Origin of the sequence: Paenibacillus silvae (assembly GCF_014639235.1) — a bacterium.
GTDB classification, from domain to species: Bacteria; Bacillota; Bacilli; order Paenibacillales; family Paenibacillaceae; genus Paenibacillus; species Paenibacillus silvae.
Genome location: NZ_BMFU01000002.1, coordinates 781,771 through 801,708, shown reverse-complemented (window position 1 = coordinate 801,708; position 19,938 = coordinate 781,771). Strand labels below are relative to the sequence as shown.

Genomic DNA, 19,938 nt, shown 5'->3' with positions numbered 1-19,938 from the left:
ATGCGAGGGAGGCTTTTTGTACTTTTTTCTGCACTTATAAAAATCAACTGCAAATATTAATGATGGAGAACATCTGTGTATTCAGAGATACGCTCGAAACGGCCCTTGGCAAAGGGACATAAAGGTAAAATCTTAATACCATTTTCCCGCGCGTATTCCACCATAGCTTTGATAAGCTCATCACCAAGCCCTTGTCCCCGGTATGCATTTTCGACCAATGTGTGATCAATAATGTACAGCTCCGGACTTGAGATTACATACGTCATCACCGCAGCAATGTCGCCGTTATCTTGAATAAGAAATCTTTTATTGGCAGCTTCATGTTCTACATTATGCATGTTCATCCTCTTTCTTCGTTGAGACTTCATCGTTCAGAAGCTTATACGTCAATGCTCCGCTTGGACATGTGTCAATATGCCGGGCAATAGCCTCTGAAGTGTCACCATCGGGATCAACCCAAGGACGCTTGCTCAAATCAAAAACAGCAGGGAGGCCTTTTACGCAGATACCGGAATGAATGCATACATCCGAATTAAACATGACCTCGATATCTTTACCGTAGTACAACTTCTCCTTAATCATAATCTCTTCACATCTTTCACTTTAGAGTTGAGTTTGTATACAGATCGCTCTCCCATGCATTCATGGTAATCATGTCTGCCAGGCTCTCGATGTCCGAATTATAATGAGGAATCATGGATTAGTCAACGTGACGAATGACCTAATACGTTGATGTAATACTGATTTTCAACGTGTACAACTTAAAAAGCGGGAATCCTTGGTACAGGATTCCCGCTTTTTAAGTGTTTCCTTAGCTTAATAAAGCTTTTTTATTGAAGCGTCCGTAAAATCATCACTTGTTCAGTTTATCTAGTTCAGAACAGGAGAAGCAGCGTGCTTTGCCCGTGCAATTCGGGTTGCATCCACCATGTTTTTCAGAGAAGATACGGTTTCTTCCTGTCCACGTGTTTTCAGACCGCAGTCCGGATTAATCCAGAACAGCTTCGGATCAAGCACGCGCAAAGCGCGGTCAATCATGCTGCTCATTTCTTCGACGCTTGGCACACGCGGGCTATGAATGTCGTACACGCCAAGTCCAATACCGAGCTCATACGTATTCTCTTCAAAGCTGTGAATCAGCTCGCCATGGCTGCGCGAGGTTTCAATGGAGATGACATCGGCATCCATCGCTTCAATAGAGTCGATCATATCGTGGAATTCGCAATAACACATATGGGTATGAATTTGGGTTGTTTGTTGTACAGTGCATGTCGTAATGCGGAACGCTTTGACGGCCCAGTCCAGATAATTGGCTTGTTGATCCTGCTTGAGCGGCAAGCCCTCACGAACGGCAGGTTCATCCACCTGGATCATGCCGATGCCTGCTTTTTCAAGCGCTTCAACCTCTTGTCTGAGTGCATAGGCCAATTGATAGGCGATTGTTTCCCGCTCAATATCCTCCCGAACAAAGGACCAGTTCATGATGGTGATCGGGCCAGTCAGCATGCCTTTGACAGGGCGATCTGTTTTCGACTGCGCATATTTCGTCTCTTCAACGGTCATCTCATTCGTAAATTCAACATCACCATAAATAATCGGCGGCTTCACACAGCGAGAACCGTAGGACTGTACCCAGCCGTATTGGGTGAAGGCAAACCCGGCTAGCTTCTCTCCGAAAAATTCAACCATATCGGTGCGCTCAAATTCACCGTGAACCAGCACGTCAATGCCGATCTCCTCTTGAATGCTGATCCAGTTGTCAATCTGATCACGGATAAAGGCACTGTACTGCTCATTGCTCAGTTCGTTTTTGCGCCATTGCTGGCGAGCTTTTCTGACCTCTGTTGATTGCGGGAAGCTGCCAATTGTTGTTGTCGGGAACAAGGGGAGCTGCCATTTCTCCTGCTGGGCGAGATGACGTTCTTCAAACGGATGTGAACGATTAGGCTGCTGCACACGGATGGAAGCTACAGCATCCTGTACTGCCTTGCGATTACGATCTCCTGAACGCTGCAATGCTTGCAGCTTCAGCTCAGCTTCGTTGATTTTAGCGGTGATGTCTGCATCGGTCTGCTTGAGTGCTCGGGTCAAAATAACGATCTCATCCAGCTTTTCATCCGCAAATGCGAGTGCCTCTTTAAGTTCAGCAGCAAGCTTTGTTTCTTTTGCTGTTGTGACAGGCACATGCAGCAGGCTGGAAGAGGACTGAACAATTAACCTTTCAGGTGTAACGAGTGAAGTGAGTGTTTGGAGTAGTGTCAGCTTGTCCTGAAGAGAGGCTTTCCAGATGCCGCGTCCATCAATGATGCCTGCGCCAAGCACTTTATCTGCTGGAAAACCGCTCGTTTGAATGGATTGCAGGTTGCCTTCAAGTCCGTGTACAAAGTCGAGACCGATGCCTTGCACTGGCAATTGAATGATTTCGTTATAGTTTTCGACGGATTCAAAGTATGTTTGCAGCAGGATGTTCAAGTTCGGAACAGCGGATGCAAAAGCAGAATAGATTTTGTTCAAGCGCTGTACATCACCGTCATTCAATTTTGTCACGAGCACGGGCTCATCGATCTGTACCCACTGTACGCCAGCGTCCGCAAGTTCTTGTAATACCTGGGTGTAAAGAGGAACCAACTGATCCAGCCAAGCATCGGTTTCGGAAGCATCATAGCCTTTGGAGAGCTTCAGGAAGGTCAGCGGTCCAACGATGACCGGCTTACCTTCAATACCTAACTTTTCTTTCGCTTCAAGGTACGCAATCAGCGGTTTGTTCTCGGTCAGAGAAGGCGAAGCATCGTTAAGTTCAGGTACAATATAGTGATAGTTCGTGTTGAACCATTTGGTCATTTCACTGGCTGCGGCATCTTTCGTTCCACGGGCGATGCCGTAATACACGGAGAGAGGCACAGCACCTCCGGTATAAGCAAAGCGTTTTGGCACAATACCAAACATCACGGCTGTATCCAGAATATGATCATAATAACTGAAGTCGTTCACTGGAATCAAGTCAATGCCTTTGGCTTGCTGCTTGCGCAAATGATCTAAACGAATCTCCTGTAGTCTCGCGTGAAGTTCATTTTCTTCCAATTTTCCTGCCCAGAATGCTTCAAGTGCTTTTTTCCATTCCCGATCGGCTCCGATCCGCGGATATCCTAATACGCTGCTTTTTGTCATTTGACATAACCCCTCTGCAATGTGTTAACAGTAAGGTATCATATAAGCGTGGCTATTAAGTAATTCCATTAAATTATATCCAGCTATAGCTTGTGGCTATATCAGAGAGATTGGACATGATGATGTTCGGGTGGTTAACTATATAAGTTGACCTAAAAATTTACACAATCCACTCCGATGACAGAATAACCTGGAGAGTAGCGGTTATCCCCAGATTTTTTCGACTCCCTTTTCTTAAAGGGAAAATCCGGTGATAAGCGTATGCTTCCGATGTAGCTTTCTTACAGAAAGCTTTCAGGCGATCGCTTCGCTTTTTCAGGTTTTTTCTGTCCTCTCCGTTCACGTGTAAATTGAATGATTCAACTTATATAGGTTTATGGCTTGATAGAAGGGATGGGTGCATTCATGAATCTGTTTTATATTCAGTCCACTGTAGATGGTGTCAATAAAGTAAAAAGTTATTTGGAAGATAACTATATCGGCATTCCGTGGTCTGTGCTTGGTGATCTTGAGCAGGCTTCAATGGAGAGCATTGCCGAACAACTGGAACAGCGTTATAACCTTGCTGGCGGAGAATTGAGCGATGCGGTCGAGACGGTACATACCTTTGTCAACCTGATTGAAGACGGGGATTATGTTGTGATGAAGGATGAGGAATGGATGTACATCGGAGACGTCGGTGATTATTATTATGACGATTCAATCGGAACAAGTGACGACTTGATCTGCCATCGAAGGGGCGTAACCTGGCTTGGGCGAGTACCGCTTGAGGAAATCAATGAACATATGCAAATCTTGCTGAGCGAGCCCAAATTTATTGCTCAATTGATGTTGCCCGTAACGCAGGCACAGCTGGACCAGGCTCTTAGGGGAACGGAGGGGGCAGCAGGCACAGCATTAACCGAAACGACAGAACTCTCGCCAGTCAACACGGTAACAGGCAATATATCAGCGAGAGTTGAGCAAAGCACAATCAATACTGCACTGGAAATACTTGAACGTGCACTGCACAGCGAGAACGAACAGATTAGAGTACACGCAGCAGCAGCGATTCTGCAATATGCCAAATCCTAAATGGAAAATTCGAGAGACAGTTTCTTATGGACCGTTGATGTAAGGAAGCAGAAAAAGGACAACCGCTGTGGTTGTCCTTTGCTGTGCATAGAGAATCTTTTTACAAAAAGATAAGTAACAATGTTCCTGCCGCAAAGCAGTAATATGAAAAATACTTGAGATTACCCCGGGCCATAATGCCCATAAACCATCTCATGGAGAAATAGGTAACGATCAATGTAGTGATAAACGCGATCAGATAAGGGATCGCTAATTGTGCACGATTTGGATCATGTGCAATATCAGATGCACCCATAATCAGACCGCCAAGGCTGATCGGGATGTACAGCATAAAGGAGAACTTTAACGCCGTTTCCTGTTTCATGCCGACTGCAATAGACGAGATAACGGTAGCACCCGAACGGCTGATGCCCGGAATAAGAGCAACGGCCTGTGCGAGTCCAACCAGTACAGCGTCCTTTGTTTTTAAATCACCGTCCTGTTTGCGACCGCGCAGATTACGGATAAGCCAAAGCGCCACACCTGTAATTAACAGGGCAACGGCTACCGTATACACAGAGGAGAAAATGTCCTCAATCTGATCCTTGAACAGCACAGCGGCAACGGCTGCTGGAATGGTACCAATAACGATATATAAGCAAAACATAAAGTCATCCCGATATTCCGATTTACGGGTTCGAAGATACCCCCATCCACCAGTAATCAGTTTCATAATGTCTTCCCGAAAAATAAAAACAATCGCAATTAATGAGGCGGTGTTCGTTAAAATTTCAAACGATAGGCCATTTTGCTTCAGTCCCATTAACCGCTGGGCAATAATCAAATGGCCGCTGGAGGAGACCGGAATTGGCTCCGTTGCCCCTTGAACCATGCCCAAAAAAAAGTACTTTAACCACAGTATAATCTGATCCATCATGTCCTCCTTGAAACATTTCTTTACATTTTAGGAATTATTCTCTTCGTTAAATCTCTCTATCCACTCTAATGATGATAGCCTTTTAACTCACTAGATGGCAAGTTTGGAATGAATATATGAAACTAGTATTGTCAAAAGGCTGGAGTCATGATATCGTTGATAACGATTATCAATATCATTTGTTGATGGAATCTAATACATTAAAGGTGGGGTTATTTTTGCGTAATACGAAAAGAAGTTTAATATGGATAATGATGGCGCTTGTGCTCTTACTCATCCTGAGTGCATGTGGCCAATCTGCTTCGAATACAGCTAAAGATGAAGCAGATCAGACTAATGTATCTTCAGATGCCGAAAGCAAGACAAGTGACAATACAGAGGGTTCGACAAATACCGGGGCAGGTGCAGAAGATGAGATGGTTTCATTTGCATCTGACGCTGGTGAAGTTCAGGTGCCGAAAAATCCAAAGCGGATTGTGGATTTGACAGCCTTCACTACGGGATATTTCGTAGCATTAGATGCTCCAGTAGTTGGAGCAGCATCGGGCTCAATGAAAAACAAATACATCAAGGATCAGCTTGCTGCACAAGGCACAACGGATTTAGGTGAACAACCGCCTACGCCAGAGCAGCTGCTTGCGCTGAAGCCTGATTTGATTATGGTGTACACTGGTACAGAAGGCGTCGACAAGCTGTCACAAATCGCACCTGTTGTTCAGATCGAGTATGGTAAACGCAATTACAAAGATTTGATGCTGGAGATGGGCAAGCTCACCAATAGGGAAGATGCAGCTAAAGCCTGGATAAGCAAGTGGGAAGCTCAAATTAACGAATTGAAACCAAAGGTAGAAGCTGCTGTAGGTAATCGTACTGTATCTATTCTGAATCCATATGATAAAGGGTTGTATGTCTTCGGTCATAACTATGGACGTGGAGGAGAAATTATCTACGGTGAGTTTGGACTTAAGGCACCAGCCAAGGCTCAGGCAGAAGCGATTGACAGCGGAACTGGCTGGGCTTCCATCTCCATTGAAGTGCTGCCGGAGTATGCAGGGGACATTATTTTCACCAGCCCGTGGTCCGGGGATACAAGTGATTCCAATAAGGTATACGAAAATGCACTATGGAAAAACCTTCCGGCTGTAAAAGCCAATCATGTATTCCAGCTTGATCCATCGTCGGACACCTATAACGATCCGGTATCGTTGGAAGGACAGCTTAAATTTATTACGGACAGCTTGCTCTCGGCTTCCAAGTAGTTTTTTCGCAAGCAGACTTCAATTAGAAACATGAATCAAGGAAAAAGAGGCTTTCACCGTCTTAGGTGGAGCCTCTTTTTCATGGAACGGGGTCATTAACAAACAGGCGAAAAGTCCCATTCTCTTGCTCTACGAGCTTGCTACGTGCTCACGGTTAGGAGCAAGTGCAGCTTTGTGAATGCTTTCCGTCCCAGCTTCAATAGCCTGCTGATAATAGCTGCGTTTATGCTCAATAACCTCCATTGTTCTTCGGAGTTCTTCCATTTGGGCCTCGACGCTGGCTTTGCGCTCGGTAAACATGTCATACCTCTGACGCAAGGTTGCATCACCTTCCGAGCACCAGGCGATGAATTCCCGGATATCCTTGATCGGCATTCCGGTAGCTTTCAGACATTGGATTATTTTCAGAAAGTCAATATCCGAGTCCTTGAATTGCCTCGTTCCGGTCGAATTGCGTTCGACGAAGGGCATAAGGCCTTCTTTGTCATAGTAGCGTAATGTATAAACAGTCAGATCCAGTTTTTTAGCGACTTCACTAATGGAATATGTCATATAGGTTTGTTCCTTTCAGTTCTAATCAGATCAAGATTAAAGCCGTATGGTACAGGCTATCCGCTGATGCGAATGAATTCTATCATGACGTCAGCAGTGATGTCAAAACGAACACTTTTAAAAAAAGTAGAGCAAAACATTTGACCTAGAGTTAACTATAGGGCGTAAGATAAAGAGGATTCCAAAATCATGAGGAGGTTATAACATTGATTACAGCTAAAGCCAGAGCCGTGGATGGACCAGATCAAGCCTTTCGTTCCGCAGAAATTAACCGCCGTGATCTGGATACCACGGATGTGTTAATTGAAATTAAATTTGCCGGCATCTGCCACTCGGATATTCATACTGCTCATGGGGAGTGGGGACCCGTCAATTATCCACTCGTACCAGGCCACGAAATTGCCGGGATCGTTACTGAGGTAGGAAGCGGTGTAACCAAATACAAAGTAGGCGACCGTGTAGGTGTTGGCTGTATGGTAGACTCTTGCGGCGAATGTGAGAATTGCATTAAAGGTGAAGAGCAGTACTGTCTGAAAGGCAACATTCCAACCTATGCAGGTGTAGACAAATACGGTGAGCCAACCCAAGGCGGTTATTCCACACATATCGTGGTAACCGAGGATTTTGTAGTACGCATTCCTGACAATATTGAGCTGGATGCTGCTGCACCTCTGCTATGTGCCGGAATCACCACCTATTCTCCGCTGCATCATTGGGGCGCTGGCCCGGGTAAAAAGGTAGCAGTCGTAGGGATGGGCGGCCTTGGTCATATGGCGGTTAAAATTGCACATGCGATGGGAGCTGAAGTTACTGTTCTCTCTCAATCCCTGAGTAAAAAACAAGACGGCTTGCAGTTTGGCGCAGATCACTACTACGCAACGAGCGACCCGGAAACATTCGAAAAGCTGGCAGGCTCATTAGACCTGATCATTAATACAGTAAGTGCCAGCATTGATATCAATGCTTATTTCTCACTGCTCAAGTTGGACGGCACGCTCGTTAATGTAGGAGCTCCGCCTGAGCCGCTCCCCGTCAATGCATTCTCGCTGATCGGACATCGCCGCTCATTCGCAGGTTCGATGATTGGTGGCATACGTGAGACACAAGAAATGCTTGATTTCTGTGCTGAGCATGATATCGTCCCTAGCATTGAGGTTATTTCGGCAGATCAGATTGATGAAGCCTATAAGCGTGTACTCGCTTCAGATGTTAAATATCGCTTCGTTATTGATACCAGCACGATTTAAGGTAAAGAGCTAAGGGATAAACTTTATCAATGTCCTGGCATGAAGTGAATAAAGTAATAAGGTCATGCATTAGTAAAAGGAGCCCCAGCTTCCGAATATGGAAGCTGGGGCTCTTTGTTTCTTGCAGCACGTAAAACGATCTTTTATTGTGCACCAACGACAGCATGAGGGATATAAGGCTCTTCCAGAAAAGCAATGACTTCCAAAGTCTGGTTTACGGATTATGTGCCTATTGCAACATACAGATGGGAAAGTTTCTTTGAGTCAAAAAAAAGATTGAACGCAAAAATGCGCTATGATATAATCATGAGCGCAGTTGATATTACATCGAATTAAACAGGTGTAACATTATTTCTCCTAATTTAATATTACATCGGATTCGTTGTTTTGTCAACCTGCTTTTTTATTCCAATAAATGGGTGGAGGAGTGGTTGAACCGATGACAGAAACAAATGAACGACGCTGGGAAAAAGAAAGATTGGCACATGTTCGTCAAGAGCTGCAAGATCGACTTGATGAGCTTGAACCCCAAGTGGCTGGACTGGCAGAACAGGCGGCTGATATTCGCAAGCGCTTCTGGGAAGAAGTAACGATAAATACGAGTTCCTATACCGATTTTGAAGAGGCTTTTTATACGATAAACCAGCAATCACGCGTGCTGGCTGAGCGAGAACGGGGACATCAGCTGCTCGTGCAGCAATGGAAAAGCGTGAATCGTCTGCTTCCTTTACCCTATTTTGGCCGAATTGACTTTAAGGAGAAGGGAATTAACTTCACCGAGCAGGTTTATATTGGCGTGTCCTCATTTACGGATAGGGAAGGATTAAATTTTCTGATCTATGATTGGCGTACCCCGATCGCAAGTCTTTATTATGATCATGCCTCTGGTCCTGCAGATTACGAGACTCCGATGGGACGAATCGAGGGCAGCGTGGAGCTGAAACGCCAGTTTCAGATTCAGGATGGTCAGCTGCTTGGCATGTTTGATGCCAGTGAGACCATTGGGGACGCTTTGCTTCAGGAGGTACTCTCCAAAGGAGCCAATTCACAGATGAAAAGCATCGTGGCAACGATTCAAAAGGAGCAGAACGCGATCATCCGCGATGATCGAAGCCGAATGCTGATTGTTCAGGGAGCAGCAGGCAGCGGCAAGACGTCAGCGGCGCTCCAGCGTGTGGCCTATCTTTTATATAAACACCGCCAGAGCGTTAAAGCGGATCAGATGGTTCTTTTTTCGCCGAATCCGATGTTTGGCAGTTACATTTCGACCGTATTGCCTGAACTGGGTGAAGAAAATATTCAACAGACCACGTTCCAGGAATATTTGAATTACTGGTTGGGATCGTCGCTGAGTCCGGAGGACCCGCTCGACCAAATGGAGTATGTGCTGACAGCTGGAGAGGAAGCAGGGTATTCCGCACGGTTGGAAGGAATTCGGTACAAAGCGTCCCCTGCATTTCTGGAGGCACTGAAAAATTACGGTGAATGGCTCGGTCGGGAAGGCATAAAATTTGTTGGCATTCGATTCCGCGATCGCGAGTTCATTACTTCAGCACAGATGAAGGCGCAATTTTCCAGCTATGATGTGAAGTTATCGTTGCCCAGTCGTATTCTGCTATTGCAGGAATGGCTGCTGAAAGAGCTGGCCCAATTGGAGCAGAAGGAGCTGTACGCAGATTGGGTGGAGGAAGAATTGAATTATCTCGATGTGGATGATTACGCGGATGTGTACCGCAAGCTGCACAAGGAAAAGCCAGTGTTTGAAGTGGCTGAACAGTATGCCGCTCGTGAGAATATGGGCAAACGTCCTGATCTGGATGAAGGGGCCTTTGATTTTTTGGAGCGAGAGGAGCAGCTACTGCGGCGTAATGTTGTGAAGCAGATGTTCAAACCGTTAAGACAGCGGGTGCGGAAGTTCAAATTTGTGAATGTTCAGGCAGTGTATGAGCAGTTATTTGTAGACGAGGACGCTTATAAGGAACGCACTAATGGTGCAGTTGTTCCGCCTTACTGGGATGAAATTTGCAGACAAACGATCGACATGCTGCATCAAAACAAACTGTTTCATGAAGATGCTACTCCGTATTTATATGTCAAAGAAATCATTGAAGGTGTGCGTATCAACACAGATATCCGTTATGTATTTGTGGATGAGGGGCAGGATTATTCTGCATTCCAGTATGAATATATAAAAAAGCTGTTTCCCCGCGCCCGGCTGACAGTGCTGGGTGATTTCGGTCAGGCCATCTATATGCAGGCAACGGAGCTTGCTGCTGCGGATTCTCCATTAACCGGATTATATGGTGAAAAGGAAACCAGACTTATCCGGCTGCTGCAAAGTTATCGTTCAACCCGTGAAATTGTCGAATTCACCAGAGCCATGCTGCCAGGCGGCGAAGAGATTGTTGCTTTTGACAGAAGAGATCAGAAGCCGCAGCTTATACAAACGGGCATCGTAGAGAGCCAGCATGATGCGTTTATTTGCAAAGATGTTGACGAGTTACATGCAGAGGGTTTTCAATCCATTGCCATCATAACCAAGACAGCAGCCGAGAGCCGCAAAGCTTATGAGCGTCTACAGGCACAAGGTATGGAAAAACTGAAGCTGATTACGAAGGAAACCGAGCAGTTTGAAAAAGGCTGCATGGTGATCCCGGTTTATCTTGCCAAAGGTGTGGAATTTGATGCCGTGCTCGTATATGACGCTTCAGCGGGACAATATGGCGAAGAGTATGACCGCAAGCTGCTCTACACGGCTTGTACTCGCGCGATGCATCGTTTGCATTTATATGCCAAGCAGCATTGGTCGCCTTTTGTGCAAGCACTGTCTCAAGACCTTTATGAGAAACGCGAAGAAACCTGTGTTCCTAGAAAAACTGCTGCCCCGCTGCATCTCCATGATCTGGAGGATTGAGTTTTACATTCATGAATTACACGAGTTACATGATTTACATCAAGCCCTCGTCCATGTTTGGTGACGGGGGCTTGATGTTGTAATATTTAACCTTTGACTGCGCCGGCTGTAAGGCCGCTGACGATATATTTTTGACCAAACAGATAAAGAATGAACACAGGCAGGGAGGTCAGTACGAGATTAGCGAAGATCAGATTCCAGTCCCGGCTGTACTTGCCGTAGAAGTTGTAGATGGATAGCGGCATGGTCCAGGTGGAGCTGTCTGTCAGGAAATAGACCGGAATTGTGATATCGTTCCACACGGACATAAATACCATGATGGCTACTGTGGCATTTACAGGCAGAATGAGTGGTGTAACGATGCGGAAGAACACACCGAACACACTGGCTCCTTCCAGAAAAGCAACCTCGTCCAGTGCTCTTGGGATCGTTTTGATAAACCCGCTGTACAGGAAAACACTAAACGCTGTATTAAGTGCAGCGTAGATCAGGATCACACTTGTAATGCTTCCGTAGAAGCCAAGACCTTGAACTACACGGATGGTTGTGATGATCGACATTGGCGCGATAAGCCCCATGAAAAAATACATATAGATCGTTCCGGACCAACGGGTATCCCGTCTGGCGAGAATGAAAGCAGCTGCCGATGAAGCGGCGATGTTAATAATAGAAGAGATCCCCGTAATCCAGATGCTGTTAAGGAACGCTCGTGACAGGCCACCCTCCTGAAAGACACGAACATAGTTGGAAAATTGCCAGCTTTCCGGCAGACTTAGCGAGAAACTTAGCACTTCTGCACTGGTTTTGAACGATCCCAGAATCAGAATGACAAGTGGCAGCAAAACGATCAGGGAAGCGAGAATCAGGAAACCTTCTACAATGAAGTCGCGGATAGCGAGTTTGCGAGTATAGCTCATATTATTCCGTAACCTCCTTGCGCCGCATGAAAATCAGGAGTGGTATAGCGATAATGGTCACAACAACAAACAGAAGGGTGTTCACAGCTGTTCCAAGCCCCCAGTTTCCTTCTCCAAAGGAGCGCAGAATGATTGTACCTACAACCTGAGATGCATTGCCCGGACCTCCGCCTGTCATAACGTAAACCTCCGAGAACACTTTCAGTCCGCCAATTAAAGTCAGCATCAGGTTGATGTTAATCGCGGGTAGCAGGAGAGGCAGTGTAATTTTGAAAAAGCTTCTCCATGAGCTTGCTCCGTCGATTTTGGCGGCTTCATAATATTCCTGTGAAATGGATTGCAGACCGGCCAGATAGATAGCCATCTGAAATCCTGCGCTTTGCCAGATGGAAACGATGGCAATCGTCCAGATGACAATGGTAGGATTCGTCAGCCAGGCTTGACTCAGGGAGCTGAGTCCGATAGCTTCGAGCAGGTTGTTTATTGTGCCTTCGGTACGCAGCATCGGCGTAAACAGAATACTGATCACCAGGATGCTGAGGATGGAGGGGGAGTAGAAGATGGCCCGCAGCAGATTTTTGGTGCGAAGTCTCATATTCAGACCTACGGCGAGCAGCAGACCGATGACATTTTTGCCAACCACCGTCACAATGGCAAAGATGGCTGTGTTCTGAAGCGCCAGAATCAGCGTTTTGTCCGAAAAAATCTTCCTGAAATTATCCCAGCCAATGAAGCTTAACTCGAGTCGATCCAGCCGCCAATCTGTAAAGGAATAATAAAAACCTGTGATGGCCGGAATAACAAAGAAGACAGAGTAGATGATCAGCGCAGGAAATATCATATAGTATGAATATAAATTTTTAGCCCGTTTCATATGTCACGCTCCGTTATAGGCAGACAGCATAACCTGTCATCAGATGAAGCTGACCGTGTTATGCTGCCTTGGTTTTGTATTGGATGTGTATTGTTCTGCTTGCTGTTAATTAGAAGCCGGAAATGCCTTTATCCTGCATCAGCTGGCTGAATTTCTCATCCCATGATTTCAATACTTCCTCCGGTGTCAGGCCGCCTGCAAACTGGTCCTGCAGCAAACGGTACAGCTCACTGCGGTCAACCAGCATGTAGGCATCTGTTGTGAGCACGGTTTTCTTCGGTGTAATGTAATTGTCGACAATATCCTGTTTGTATGCCGGCAGTTCAGGTGTAGTAACGTCATTAAGATTGGATACATAGCCTTTGGCGTCCACAATTTTTTGTGCAACGTCTTTGGAGGCAATGTAATCAAGGAACTGTTTGGCTTCTTCCAGATGTTTGGACTTTTTCGGGATAAACAGCTGGCCGCCGAGTGGACTTGCACCCAAACTTGCATCTTCGGAAGATGGAATCGGGAAGACCCCCAGCTCCATGCCTGGATCCTGTTCTGCTACCCCTTCAATCAGCCAGTCTCCCATAAACATCATGGCAACTTCCTTGTTGAGGAATTTGCCTACGGCCATATCATAGCTGTCACTCAGTACATCTGCGTTGGTGTATCCTTTGGAATACACTTCGTACTGCTGTTCAAGAAAGGTTTTGAACTCAGGCACATCTGACCATTTTTTTTTGTTGCTGTTCACATCGTCGAAGAAAGTAGGGTCATGTTTAGCGGCAAAATCAGCAAAAGCGGCAGCGGGCCAAATGTTGGCTGCCCATGCATCTTTATATGGCATGAATACAGGGGTGATGCCGCTGGCTTTGATTTTCTCGCAGATGGCCAGAAATTCTTCATAATTCTTCGGAATGGATAAGCCGAGCTCCTCAAATATCTTCTTGTTGTATACAACGCCCTGCATGCCTGTATCCTGACTGACATGGAAGCTATAGATGTGACCGCCAGAAGAAAGCACGTCTTTATTCACAATTCTGCCGGCCCAGGGCTCGTTGTCCAGAATCTCGAAATTGCGCTCCAGATTCAGGTCAGTGACTGCGCTTGCGAGGTTGTACTGAATAATGTCGGGTGTTTCGTCAACAGCCAGCTTGGTCTGAAGCACCGTAGTCGTTTGCTCTGCGGGAATCAGCTGCAGGTTCACTCGTATATTCGTCTTTTTCTCGAAGTCATCCAGCACATCTTTCTGAATGAAGGCAGAATCCTGTGAGCTTTTGGAAATGGCAAGTTCAAGCGTGACCTTGGCGTTTTTGCCCTCCTCACCTGCTGATGAGCCGTTGTTCGAGCTGTCTGATCCGCAGGCTGCAAGTCCGATCGTTAACATACTTGCCAATATCAAGGCTGGTACTTTTTTTGCTTTATGCAGTTTCAATGTGAATCCCCCTCTAGATCATCTCTTGAATCCGTTTGCACATCCGATTATAGATATTTTCATGCTGTGGGTACATGTCTGTGGTTGAACATTCATGTGTAAAATACTGAACTTGAAATCGCTATCATTTCATGAAGGCCCGTGATACAGTAGGTCATGGAACGTTGAAGCCCGGATATAACACCATGGTTATTCAGGAGTGTGATGCAGGACATGTTCAAACTTGTAAAGAGTACACCGCAATTCAGCTTGCAAACGAAGGTGCTTCTAACCTTCTTGGCTTTGCTTTTATTTGTGCTAGGATGTTTCATTGTCTACGTTAATGTCGTGGTGGTTACCCCGCTTAGACAAAAAACAGAGCAGGATTTGCTCATTGCCGCAACAAAAGTGCGAGAACAGGTGGATTTGTATGTTGAGCAGCAGAATCAAATGTCACAGCGCATATTATCCAACAAGGATATTTTCACCGCAATGAACAAAAGCTCGCTTGCTCCGAATAATTATGAACGCTTGAAGCAGATTCGCATCCTGAAGGATATTATGTTCCAGGCCATTGGGCCAAGCATGAATATAAAGGACATGTCCATTTATGATAAACAGGGTGTGCTGCTTACATCCTATCTCGGCATCAGTAACCCCGCAGCTCTCCTTCGGGATATGCTGGATAAAAGTCGTGCAGGACGCGCATGGCAGGAACAGGGGTTTGTGCTGGTGCGCCAGTCCAATCATATCTCCTTTGTACGTACGATTAATGATCAGAACGGCAAAGTATATGGTTATCTCAGCATTCAAATGGACCAGGCTTATATTCAGAATCTGACCGGAGGTATTACGGCAGGGGATGTATATATTCTGAATGAGCATGGAGAACAGATGACGGGCTCGCAAGCCGGAAGCGGACGGTTACAAGAAAGGATGAATCCGTCAACTTCGGAAGGGTTGAATGTCAACAGGTTTGATCAATACATCACACATGCCATGTCTCCACAAACAGGCTGGATTACATACATGATTACGCCCAAAGCATCCGTTCTGGGCCCCATTCGCTCCGTGCAGACGATGTCCATTCTTCTGATTACTGGCCTTATGCTGTTTTCCTTTGTATACATTTTTGTGTCCACACGTAATCTGCTGCTTCCGATTCGCAAGCTTCGCAGTCAGATCTGGCGTATGAATTACAGTAATTTGCATCTCAAAATGGAAAAGACCCCTAAAAATAATGATCTGCTGCTTCTTAATGAAGCTTTCCAGGATTTGCTCCATCGGTTACAGCGATCCATTGAGCGTGAAAAGCAGGCTTTGCATGAAGAGGTGAAAGCCCGCAATTCGGCCCTGCAGGCTCAGATTGCGCCTCACTTCATTCATAATGTGCTTTATCTGATCAGTATCGCTGCTCAGGAAGGCAGGAACAGGGCTGTATCCGATATGTGCAAACATCTCTCAGAGAGCCTGCGCTATATAGTATCATCACCCTATGCACATGTGACTTTGGATGAAGAGCTGGAGCATACCCGTCATTACCTGTCGCTGGTGCAACAGAAATATGAGGAGGATCTGGAGTGGGAAATTGTCGCTGATGAAATGGGCAGTGAGGTTAAGCTTCCCCGGCTCGTCATTCAGCCGTTTGTGGAAAATTGTGTAGAGCATGCCTTTACCCGGACAGCACCTCCCTGGCGTATCCGGATTACAGTGAAACAATATAACGGACTATGGGCTCTTGAGATTACAGACAACGGCGATGGGTTCCAGGCGGACAAAATCAAGGAAATCATGGACAGGCTGCAGACAGCAGATGACGAATCACAGATGGTCCTGAGTCAGCAGCCAGCCCTCGGCAATATGGGTATAATCAACAGCGTCAATAGACTCAAGCTCATGTACCGCAATCGATTGTTTGTGAATATATTCAATCATTCATCCGACAAGGAACAGGGTGCTACCGTTCAGATCATCGGTTCATTGACCAAGGATTTTTATTAACACAGGAGGGACAGCAGATGTACAATGTGATGATTGTGGAAGACAGCAAACCGATCCTGCGCAACATTCAAATGCTTCTCTCATCCCTGGAGTATCCTGTGCAAGTGGAGGCCACAGCCGCCAACGGTGAGGAGGCGCTGGAAGTATTCCGGAAGCATCATATTGACTTGATTCTGACGGATATCCGTATGCCGCGAATGGATGGATTGGCGCTGATTGAACAGGCCAAGGAGACAAATCCCGATCTGCAGGTTGTATTGATCAGCGGGTATAGTGATTTTGTATACACCAGAAAGGCACTAAGCTTGCAGGTATTTGATTACTTGTTAAAGCCGGTGGAACGGGAATCGCTGGAGGAGGTCATCGGCAGAGTTGTAGAGCAGCTGGATCAACGGAAAGTGAAAAATCAGATTGATCTGCGTGAAATTATTGACGAGCAGCATATTGATGCAGGGCAAGAGCCCAGTGAATATGCACCGCTCTATACTCAGGTGATGATTATGATGCGCAGACAACCTTTTACAGGAAACAAAGGAGCTTGGGGGCTGCAACAGCTTCAGGCTATGATGAACTCTTTTTTCACATCTCATTACTGCCGGGTGTATTTAAGCCAAAAAGAAGATCAGTATGTCGTTTTTGTTCATCACCGTGCTTTGGATTCGTATACTTCCATGTATGAATGTCTTGAAACGATACGCAGAACCCTTGCGACACATGAGATCAATGTCATGATCGGAGGACAGCCGCTGTCTTCTGAACGGGAGAATATAACTGACATCTATCACCGTATAGGCTCCCTGCTGGCTGAACAGCAGCGTCTCATGCAGGGCATCACCCTGGATACAGGCAATCCGATCTCTATGGTTCGGTCCGAAGCAGGTGTGCTGGACAGTGCGGCAGAGGCTTCCTTTGTGCAAATGATTCAACTGCTGCGCAAAGAAAATGTTACGCTCAAGCTTACGGAACTTCTTCAGCGCTGGCTTGACGAGCATGTGCATATGACGGAGATTGAACGTTTCATGGGGTTGATCGTTGATACGTTTGCGCATCTTTTTGAAGAGCAGGGGTCGGGAATGAGACTCGCATTAGAGATGAGATGCAGACAGCTGATGGACTTGCCAGCATACACTGATTTTTGCAAGGAACTGATGGAATGGATCGAGCAATGCTTTGATATGCTGCAATCACAGGTTCGACGGAGCGGTTCACTATTATTTGAGAAGATTGATGAATATATACGTTTAAATAAATACTCTGCCTTGTCCATTCGTGATATCGCGAACAAGTTCCACATCAGTCCTTCTTATGTTAGCCGGGTTATCAAGAGCGAAACAGGTGTGACTTTTGTACAATACTATAACCGCCTTAAAATTGAGGAAGCCTGCCGTCTGATGTCTGATCAGCCCGAGATGAAATTCAGAGAGCTGGCTGAGCTGCTGGGCTTCACCGATCAACACTATTTTTCCAAGGTGTTCAAAGAATATAAGGGACTTCGTCCAACGGAATACAAGCAACAGCTGAGCGATCTTTCATAAGCAGAGGATTGGTGCAGGCATTCATTCAGGTGCAGAAGTGCAAGGTTTTATGCACATTATTCAGTAGAAATTCTGATAAAATAGAAGCAAGTTTTCAGAGGATAAAAAGCAGGATTAGGAGGTCGCACGGCATGAACAAACCGATGATTGGGGTAACGCCTCTGTATGATACGGACAAAAAAAGCTACTGGATGCTTCCTGATTATATGAAGGCGATTGAAGCGTCGGGCGGGATACCGGTCATGCTGCCATTAACGGCGGATGAGGATACGATCACAACGCTGGCGACCACCTTTGACGGATTTCTGTTTACAGGTGGACAAGATGTGAATCCGGAGCTTTACGGTGAGCAGATGCAGAGCGTCTGTGGCGAGTTGTGTATAGAGCGGGACAGGATGGAGGCTGTTCTGTTTGAAAAAGTGATTGCGCTGGGCAAACCAGCCTTCGGCATATGCCGCGGATTACAGCTGTTTAACGCTATATTAGGCGGAACGTTATATCAGGATATCCCCACAGCTTTTGATGCAGAGCAGAAAATTACTCATCAGCAAAAACCCCCGTACACCAATCTCGTGCATTCCGTACATATTGAAAAGCATAATTTGCTTCATGATATCTTGAAGACGGACCAGATTCGGGTTAACAGTTATCACCATCAGGGCATTAAAACGTTATCCGATCAATTAGTGGCTGCAGCGATTGCAGAGGATGGATTGATTGAATCTGTCGTCATGCCTGGCTGCTCGTTTGTGCTCGCTGTTCAGTGGCATCGGGAGTATAGTTACGCCGTGGACGAGTACAGTCGACATTTGTTTAGGGCATTTGTTCATGCTTGTCATATCTCAAGCCTGAACAAGGCGGAGTCATCAGCATCAGCCTAACATTCGGTTGAATGATTATTTATCCATTCGGGACTTATGATTATTCAAGGCGGTCATATCCATATAAATATTTGAGTCAGAATCGTTTCAAGATTTCAGATCAAGGCAGAGGGGCATTCCTATCTTTATGATTTTTTTATCATACGGTAAAACGGATAAAAAACAGATGAATGCTCCTCAATTTTTTCGATTTGAAGAAAAAAAAAACTTGTAACTGAAATAAAATGTATCTAATTTTCAATACGGAAGATAAACAAGGTAGTGTACTATAAAAGGTATAATTTACATCGAATCTTAACCTTTATGGAGGGGCCTGTGATGGATGATGATAGAATATTTATGCAAAAAGCGATTGAGCTTGCGTTCCAGGCGAGAGCGGAAGGCAACGAACCTTTCGGGGCAATTCTGGTAAAGGGTGGTAAAGTCGTGATGAAGGGTGAAAATAAAATTAACAGTTTCTGTGATCCCACCCATCACGCGGAAATCGGGCTTATCCGATCCTTCTGTTCAGAAAATAACATTTTTGATCTCAGCGAATATACTCTCTATACCAGCTGCGAGCCTTGTGTGATGTGCTCCGGGGCGATGGTGTGGTCAAATCTCGGAAGACTTGTGTACAGTGTGACGCATGATCAGCTTGCTGCTATTGCTGGCGATAATATTATGATTGCCTGTGAAGAAGTATTTATGAAAAGTCCTCAAAAGCCCGAGGTAGCAGGGAAAGTGCTTAATCAGGAGGGGCTCGCTGTATTTGACGGGTACCGCTTTCATTCTGAAACAAATTAGAACTGAAAAATTAATTTTAAAATATCTCTTGATTTTTAGAGAAACGTCTGATAGTGTAATACCTGTGATTTTGGAAAGTTGATTTATCAATATGAATTAGAGCTTTCCAGCAGATAATTTTTGACCACTTCCATCAGGGAGTTAAGGCCATACGGACAGCCGGGTCAAATGCCGATTGGCAACTTCTGTTGCCTTATTGATTGAGTTCAAAGCTCAAATTTTATAAGTTGGTTACTTTACAACCAGTGCATCTGCACATCAACTTGTGAAACGGTCAATAAGAGTGGTAAAGGCGAATTATTTGCTATATAGACTCTGATCCAATATTGATATACATGAAGGAGCTTTCCGCCGAAGGAGTTCTTGTGGACTTTTTTGGTCATGGAGTCTTCGCGTCTTTTTTATGATGTAT

At 45.6% G+C, this 19,938-nt stretch carries 16 protein-coding genes; 8 read left to right on the top strand and 8 right to left on the bottom strand.

Features of this window, described 5'->3' with window-relative positions; genetic code table 11:
• Window positions 1-56: 56 nt before the first annotated feature.
• The 3 genes from IEW26_RS09480 to metE all read right to left on the bottom strand — a co-directional run bounded on the left by IEW26_RS09480 (window position 57) and on the right by metE (window position 3,168).
• A complete protein-coding gene (locus IEW26_RS09480; RefSeq protein WP_188592193.1) occupies window positions 57-338 on the bottom strand; it encodes a GNAT family N-acetyltransferase in 282 nt (93 codons plus the stop codon).
• Window positions 331-582, bottom strand: coding sequence for a (4Fe-4S)-binding protein (locus IEW26_RS09475; RefSeq protein ID WP_184181457.1), 252 nt, complete (start codon window positions 580-582; stop codon window positions 331-333). The genes IEW26_RS09480 and IEW26_RS09475 overlap by 8 nt, the downstream gene beginning before the upstream one ends.
• A 288-nt stretch (window positions 583-870) precedes the next feature.
• On the bottom strand, window positions 871-3,168 hold the full coding sequence (gene metE / locus IEW26_RS09470; RefSeq protein WP_145402383.1) for a 5-methyltetrahydropteroyltriglutamate--homocysteine S-methyltransferase: 2,298 nt from the start codon (window positions 3,166-3,168) through the stop codon (window positions 871-873).
• Between the two features lie 405 nt (window positions 3,169-3,573).
• On the opposite strand from metE, the gene IEW26_RS09465 reads away from it, so the two are divergent.
• Window positions 3,574-4,242: a DUF8426 domain-containing protein gene (locus IEW26_RS09465; protein ID WP_188592192.1), complete on the top strand. Its 669-nt coding sequence runs from the start codon at window positions 3,574-3,576 to the stop codon at window positions 4,240-4,242.
• 100 nt (window positions 4,243-4,342) lie between these two features.
• On the opposite strand, the gene IEW26_RS09460 is transcribed toward IEW26_RS09465, so the two are convergent.
• The gene (locus IEW26_RS09460) at window positions 4,343-5,155 is read right to left on the bottom strand and encodes an undecaprenyl-diphosphate phosphatase (protein ID WP_145403710.1); all 813 of its coding nucleotides are present in this window, start codon (window positions 5,153-5,155) and stop codon (window positions 4,343-4,345) included.
• 221 nt (window positions 5,156-5,376) lie between these two features.
• Here IEW26_RS09460 and IEW26_RS09455 point away from each other — a divergent pair, with 221 nt between their 5' ends.
• Window positions 5,377-6,417 carry an ABC transporter substrate-binding protein gene (locus tag IEW26_RS09455; RefSeq protein WP_188592417.1) on the top strand — a complete coding sequence of 347 codons (1,041 nt, stop codon included), beginning with the start codon at window positions 5,377-5,379 and terminating at the stop codon, window positions 6,415-6,417.
• Window positions 6,418-6,546: 129 nt separating this feature from the next.
• Here the strand turns inward: IEW26_RS09455 and IEW26_RS09450 are convergent, their stop codons facing one another.
• Window positions 6,547-6,969 carry a MerR family transcriptional regulator gene (locus tag IEW26_RS09450; protein ID WP_145402381.1) on the bottom strand — a complete coding sequence of 141 codons (423 nt, stop codon included), beginning with the start codon at window positions 6,967-6,969 and terminating at the stop codon, window positions 6,547-6,549.
• 206 nt (window positions 6,970-7,175) lie between these two features.
• Here IEW26_RS09450 and IEW26_RS09445 point away from each other — a divergent pair, with 206 nt between their 5' ends.
• Window positions 7,176-8,216: an NAD(P)-dependent alcohol dehydrogenase gene (locus tag IEW26_RS09445; protein WP_188592191.1), complete on the top strand. Its 1,041-nt coding sequence runs from the start codon at window positions 7,176-7,178 to the stop codon at window positions 8,214-8,216.
• Window positions 8,217-8,655: 439 nt separating this feature from the next.
• Window positions 8,656-11,130 carry an RNA polymerase recycling motor HelD gene (gene helD / locus IEW26_RS09440; RefSeq protein ID WP_188592190.1) on the top strand — a complete coding sequence of 825 codons (2,475 nt, stop codon included), beginning with the start codon at window positions 8,656-8,658 and terminating at the stop codon, window positions 11,128-11,130.
• Window positions 11,131-11,216: 86 nt separating this feature from the next.
• Here helD and IEW26_RS09435 read toward each other — a convergent pair whose 3' ends face one another.
• The 3 genes from IEW26_RS09435 to IEW26_RS09425 all read right to left on the bottom strand — a co-directional run bounded on the left by IEW26_RS09435 (window position 11,217) and on the right by IEW26_RS09425 (window position 14,296).
• Window positions 11,217-12,047: a carbohydrate ABC transporter permease gene (locus tag IEW26_RS09435; RefSeq protein WP_111268873.1), complete on the bottom strand. Its 831-nt coding sequence runs from the start codon at window positions 12,045-12,047 to the stop codon at window positions 11,217-11,219.
• A gap of 1 nt (window position 12,048) precedes the next feature.
• Complete coding sequence (locus IEW26_RS09430) at window positions 12,049-12,921, bottom strand: carbohydrate ABC transporter permease (protein WP_188592189.1); 873 nt, start codon at window positions 12,919-12,921, stop codon at window positions 12,049-12,051.
• A gap of 109 nt (window positions 12,922-13,030) precedes the next feature.
• Window positions 13,031-14,296, bottom strand: a complete 1,266-nt coding sequence (locus tag IEW26_RS09425) for an ABC transporter substrate-binding protein (RefSeq protein ID WP_188592416.1) — start codon at window positions 14,294-14,296, stop codon at window positions 13,031-13,033.
• Between the two features lie 261 nt (window positions 14,297-14,557).
• On the opposite strand from IEW26_RS09425, the gene IEW26_RS09420 reads away from it, so the two are divergent.
• From IEW26_RS09420 to IEW26_RS09405, 4 genes are all read left to right on the top strand, one after another.
• A complete protein-coding gene (locus IEW26_RS09420; protein WP_229729757.1) occupies window positions 14,558-16,324 on the top strand; it encodes a sensor histidine kinase in 1,767 nt (588 codons plus the stop codon).
• A 17-nt stretch (window positions 16,325-16,341) separates the two neighbouring features.
• On the top strand, window positions 16,342-17,859 hold the full coding sequence (locus tag IEW26_RS09415; protein WP_188592188.1) for a response regulator: 1,518 nt from the start codon (window positions 16,342-16,344) through the stop codon (window positions 17,857-17,859).
• Window positions 17,860-17,990: 131 nt separating this feature from the next.
• Window positions 17,991-18,740 carry a gamma-glutamyl-gamma-aminobutyrate hydrolase family protein gene (locus IEW26_RS09410; RefSeq protein ID WP_188592187.1) on the top strand — a complete coding sequence of 250 codons (750 nt, stop codon included), beginning with the start codon at window positions 17,991-17,993 and terminating at the stop codon, window positions 18,738-18,740.
• Between the two features lie 318 nt (window positions 18,741-19,058).
• Complete coding sequence (locus tag IEW26_RS09405; RefSeq protein WP_373288446.1) at window positions 19,059-19,526, top strand: nucleoside deaminase; 468 nt, start codon at window positions 19,059-19,061, stop codon at window positions 19,524-19,526.
• The last annotated feature ends 412 nt before the right edge of the window (window positions 19,527-19,938 follow it).

Coding starts and splice junctions, on each gene's coding strand:
- IEW26_RS09480 (WP_188592193.1), bottom strand. CDS start 338: ATGCATAATGTAGAACATGAAGCTGCCAATAAAAGATTTCTTATTCAA.
- IEW26_RS09475 (WP_184181457.1), bottom strand. CDS start 582: ATGATTAAGGAGAAGTTGTACTACGGTAAAGATATCGAGGTCATGTTT.
- metE (WP_145402383.1), bottom strand. CDS start 3,168: ATGACAAAAAGCAGCGTATTAGGATATCCGCGGATCGGAGCCGATCGG.
- IEW26_RS09465 (WP_188592192.1), top strand. CDS start 3,574: ATGAATCTGTTTTATATTCAGTCCACTGTAGATGGTGTCAATAAAGTA.
- IEW26_RS09460 (WP_145403710.1), bottom strand. CDS start 5,155: ATGGATCAGATTATACTGTGGTTAAAGTACTTTTTTTTGGGCATGGTT.
- IEW26_RS09450 (WP_145402381.1), bottom strand. CDS start 6,969: ATGACATATTCCATTAGTGAAGTCGCTAAAAAACTGGATCTGACTGTT.
- helD (WP_188592190.1), top strand. CDS start 8,656: ATGACAGAAACAAATGAACGACGCTGGGAAAAAGAAAGATTGGCACAT.
- IEW26_RS09435 (WP_111268873.1), bottom strand. CDS start 12,047: ATGAGCTATACTCGCAAACTCGCTATCCGCGACTTCATTGTAGAAGGT.
- IEW26_RS09430 (WP_188592189.1), bottom strand. CDS start 12,921: ATGAAACGGGCTAAAAATTTATATTCATACTATATGATATTTCCTGCG.
- IEW26_RS09425 (WP_188592416.1), bottom strand. CDS start 14,296: ATGTTAACGATCGGACTTGCAGCCTGCGGATCAGACAGCTCGAACAAC.
- IEW26_RS09420 (WP_229729757.1), top strand. CDS start 14,558: ATGTTCAAACTTGTAAAGAGTACACCGCAATTCAGCTTGCAAACGAAG.
- IEW26_RS09415 (WP_188592188.1), top strand. CDS start 16,342: ATGTACAATGTGATGATTGTGGAAGACAGCAAACCGATCCTGCGCAAC.
- IEW26_RS09410 (WP_188592187.1), top strand. CDS start 17,991: ATGAACAAACCGATGATTGGGGTAACGCCTCTGTATGATACGGACAAA.
- IEW26_RS09405 (WP_373288446.1), top strand. CDS start 19,059: ATGGATGATGATAGAATATTTATGCAAAAAGCGATTGAGCTTGCGTTC.